Annotated in this window: 4 protein-coding genes; all 4 read right to left on the bottom strand. The window is 71.8% G+C overall.

Annotation, left to right across the window (positions count from 1 at the left end):
• Positions 1-59: 59 nt before the first annotated feature.
• Positions 60-1,034, bottom strand: a complete 975-nt coding sequence (locus ROTAS13_RS20530; RefSeq protein ID WP_075823262.1) for an ArdC family protein — start codon at positions 1,032-1,034, stop codon at positions 60-62.
• Between the two features lie 143 nt (positions 1,035-1,177).
• A complete protein-coding gene (locus ROTAS13_RS26545; RefSeq protein ID WP_139323460.1) occupies positions 1,178-2,644 on the bottom strand; it encodes an XF1762 family protein in 1,467 nt (488 codons plus the stop codon).
• 156 nt (positions 2,645-2,800) lie between these two features.
• Positions 2,801-3,391 (bottom strand): hypothetical protein, encoded by a 591-nt coding sequence (locus ROTAS13_RS20540; protein ID WP_075823264.1) that lies wholly within the window; start codon positions 3,389-3,391, stop codon positions 2,801-2,803.
• A gap of 56 nt (positions 3,392-3,447) precedes the next feature.
• Positions 3,448-3,816 carry a hypothetical protein gene (locus ROTAS13_RS20545; protein WP_075823265.1) on the bottom strand — a complete coding sequence of 123 codons (369 nt, stop codon included), beginning with the start codon at positions 3,814-3,816 and terminating at the stop codon, positions 3,448-3,450.
• Positions 3,817-3,980 lie beyond the last annotated feature (164 nt).

Genomic DNA, 3,980 nt, shown 5'->3' on the forward strand with positions numbered 1-3,980 from the left:
GTGGTCGTAGGAGGCGAGGTCCGGGACGAACCCGGCCTCGCGGACCTGCAGGGCGGCGCTCACGCCTCGGCCCCCCCGCCCTCGACGAGCGCCTCCGCCGCCAGGCGCCGGGCCTGCTCCGGGTGGAAGGCGAGCAGGTAGTCGGCGATCCGCTGCGCCTCGGCGGCGGCACGGAAGATCTCGCGCTTGTCCTGCCGGAGGGTCCTGAGCCAGGATGCCACGTAGCTGGCGTGGTTCGGAATGTCGCAGGGCAGCCCGAGCTCGGCGCCAACGAAGGCGCTGGCCAATTCCGCCCTGAGTTCCTCCTGGGCGTAAGCCAAGCTGCCGAAGCGCCCCGTCAGGTCGCGGGCCAGCCGCGAGGGCCCCCCCGACCAATGTGCCAGCTCATGCATGGCCGTGGCCGCGAAGCTCTCGGCCGAGGCGAACGCCGCCCGGGGCGGCATCTGCACATGATCCGTGGAGGGGCAGTAGAAGGCGCGGTCACCGCCCTCGCGGAACACCGCGCCGCTGTTGCCGATGATGGTGTCGACCGCCTCGGGCGTGCGCCAGGGCGCTTCCTCCAGCGTGGGCGCGGAGAAGGCCGGGATGCCGTCCATCTGACTCGCATGGAAGACGGTGAAAGCCTTGAGCAGCGGCACCGTGCGGGTGCCTCCCTCGCCCTCGCTGTCGAGGTTGCCGGCGGCCTCGCCGTCGCGCAGCGTCAGCTTGCGGAAGAAGAACACGGTGGTGCCGCGCTCGCCGCGGCGGACCTGCCAGCCCTTGCCCTCGGCCTGGCGGTAGGTGAGCCAGCGCGGGTCAGCGCCGCCGAAGCCGAAGCCGCCCATGCCCAGTATCAGGACATTGGCGCCGCGATAGCGCCGGCCGGTGATGGCGTTGCGCGGCGACAGCGGGCCGGCGCCCGCCTTGTCCTGGTCCCAGGGGCGCCGCCAGGGCAGCGTCCCCGCCTCCAGGGCGGCGATCACCCGATCGGTGATCTCGGCGTAGTGGTCACGGGGAGCGGGGCGCTCGGAGGGCTGGCGGCGCGGAGAAGCCATCGGTGTTCCCTTTCATTCTCCTGGAACACCTCACCGCCCCCGCGTCCAGGGTGGCCGGGGCAAGGGCGAGCGCAGCGAGGGAGCGCAGCGACGAACTCTTGCGGCGGCCATCCCCGGCGCGGGACGGCCTTTCCTCTCTCCCCTCATCCTGCCTCCGTCAATTCCTCCTCCTTGGCCTTCTCTGTCGCAGCCTCCTCTGCCTCCCGGTCGAACACCGGGAAGCCGTCGAGGCTCGCGGCGTCGCGGTCGAACAGGAGGTACCCGCAGCCGTGCCGCCGCGCCTCCTGGAACAGGGCCCACAGCGTGTCCGAGATCAGCGGCCTCTCCTCGCAGGCGTACACGAACCAGCCGTAGGGCGTGCTGGCGCAGAGCAGCTCGCCGGTGTCGTGACCGGCACAGGCGTCGAGCAGGGCCCTGTCCTCGTTCGAGAGATGGGCGTTGGACAGGTCGAGAAAGCGGCGGACGGCGCTCATCGAACGGTTCCTCACCGGCTCGCGTGAACGGGGGTGACGGTGGGGCGGGGTGCCGGAGGGAGCCGCACGGGCAGCACGTGCAGCCGGTCCCAGGTCAGCGCCTCGCAGGACCCCATGCGGCCAGTCCGCAGCGCGATGTGAGCGCGGGTGTAGTGCGAGCGGTGGAAGCCGCCCTGCGCCGGCAGGCGGCAGCGCTCCCCCTCCGGTGCACCGCAGGTGGGACAGCCGACGGCGATCGTCGGGTCGGTGTCGAAGGTCGCGTTGCAGCGGATGCAGGCGATCGGCTCGCCCGCATCGGCCGCGGGGATGCGGGTGAACAGGTCCGGCCCAGGACGGGCGGTGAGGCGACGGATTTCCATGGCGATGTTCCTTTCCGAACACCTCCCCGGCAGCCGTCGCCCCGCGCCGCCGGGGCAAGGGCGCCGCGCAGCGGCGGGCCGTCAGGCCCTCGCCCTTGCGGCGGGGGACGGGGTGCGGCACCCCTCCCCTCTTCGCCCTCTTCCCTCCCCTTCCCCCTTCTCGGGCCGCAGGCGCTGCGGGCGCGGCGGCAGCCGCAACCGGCGGACTGACCAGCTTGCGGGAAGTGGCGTCCTCGCCGGCGTCCTCCCGTAGGAAGGCGTGGTGGGCGAAGGTCCCGGCCTTCTCGGCATCGTCGAAGCCGCGCGGCTTGCGCTGACCCTTGGCCATGTTGATGAAGATGTCGAAGCTGGCGCCGGGATTGGCGGCCAGTACGTCGCGGCCGAACTCGGCCACGGCGCGGGTGATGCCGCCCAGACCCTCGACGGCGAGATGACGCTGCGGCGTGCCGCCGCCGATGCACAGCCGGTTCACCTCGGCCGTGCCGCGGCCCATCAGGCCGCGGGCGACCGGGTTGCCGACCATCACCACACCCAGCAGGCTGGCTCCGTTGGTGATGGCAGCCCCGTAGCGCCAGGCGGTCGGAGCGGCGTTGTGGGCGTGATGGCACCGCACGAAGTCGGCCACGCGGGCGAAGCCCACCGGCCGGATCTGCAGGTTCCAGTCCAGCAGCAGCTGGCCGCAGCCGGTGTCGGCCACCCGGCGCAGGCCGTGGCCAAGCAGGACCTCGGCGCCGAGGTGGCGCAGCAGGTCGCGCGCCCAGGCCGGGTCCTCGGCCATGCCAGCGCACACCTCCTCGTGCGCGGCTGGGCAACAGGTCTCCAACAGGAAGGCGTGGTCCGACCACGCCTCCGCCAGCTCCAGCACGGCGGCCCCGCCGCACCAGGAGCAGATCATGGGTGCCCTCTCGGGGGACTCACAGGCGAGGACCACGGCTCAGGCCGCCCGGCGGCCGAGCCGCTCGGCGCAGCGAAGATGGAGTTCCCGCGCGACCGCCCCGAGATCACGGATCATCTCGCTGTAGTTCGACGCCTCGGCCGTGAGGCGGATGCGGTGGCTTTCCTCAAAGAAGCTGCCGTGCTCCCGCACGGCCAGCAGTACGGTGCCGTCGACCCGCAGCACGCGGGCGAGCCGGGCGAGGATCTGGCCGAGATCCTCGGTGCGCCCCTCCTGCTCGACCAGCCGCGCCATGGCGCGCTGCAGGGCGGCGAGCGGCTTGCCGAAGCGGGCGAGGTCGCTCGTGGTGAACACCTCGCCGTTCTCGGGCATGTAGCCGTAGCGCAGGGCGTAGGGCGCGGTCTGCCGGTCGTCGACCTGGCAGGTGAAGCGGAAGTTCTCGTGCAGGATCGGGCGGGCGGCGTCCTCGTGCCACATTAGCGGCCGCAGCTCGCCGTAGCGCCACGGCATCGTGCCGTCGCGCGTGTACATCACCAGGACGTCGACGTGCGCGTAGGCAGCGTCGCGGGTGGCCTGCGCCAGGTAGGGACGCAGGACGAGCAGCCGGGGCAGCCATGCCGGAGTGGACATGGCAGTTCCTTTCGGATCGAGGTGAGGAGGGCAGTCGGGAGGGCGCGGGGCGTCCGTCAGGCGTCCGGGTCGGGCACCGGGAGAACCGGCGGCAACGGCCGTGTCAGCAGGGCAAGAACCTCCAGCCGCCAGGACGCGAACCATTCGACGAGGCTCGCACCACAAACCGGCTCGTCCTCGTCGAAGGCCGCGGTCTCGAACGCCACGGCTTTATCCAGCAAGCGCTTCATGCCAGGTGAGCGGGCGAGCAGTGCGATGTAGGCCTCGGTCTCCCCGATGCCACGGTCGGGGCCGTCGCGGACGATGGCGACCTCGACGGCCGGGCTGCAGTCGGTGCGGATCAGGCCGTAGCCGTCCGCCATCACGTCCTCCAGCACACGGACGGCGAGATGGCCCTTGATCTCGGGCAGGATGACGGGGCTCACCGGCGGGCCTCCTGATGGGCCGGTACCCGGACGGTGGAGCTTTCGATTACCCACATTTTGACTGCTCAGCGATCTCTACGCCGAGTCCGATGTCGGCGAGACGGGACAGTCCGCGCCAGAGGACGGTGATGCCAGGAGGCGGATCTCGCGAGCGTCCGAGGTGA

This window comes from Roseomonas sp. TAS13 (assembly GCF_001950415.1).
GTDB classification, from domain to species: Bacteria; Pseudomonadota; Alphaproteobacteria; order Acetobacterales; family Acetobacteraceae; genus Roseomonas; species Roseomonas mucosa.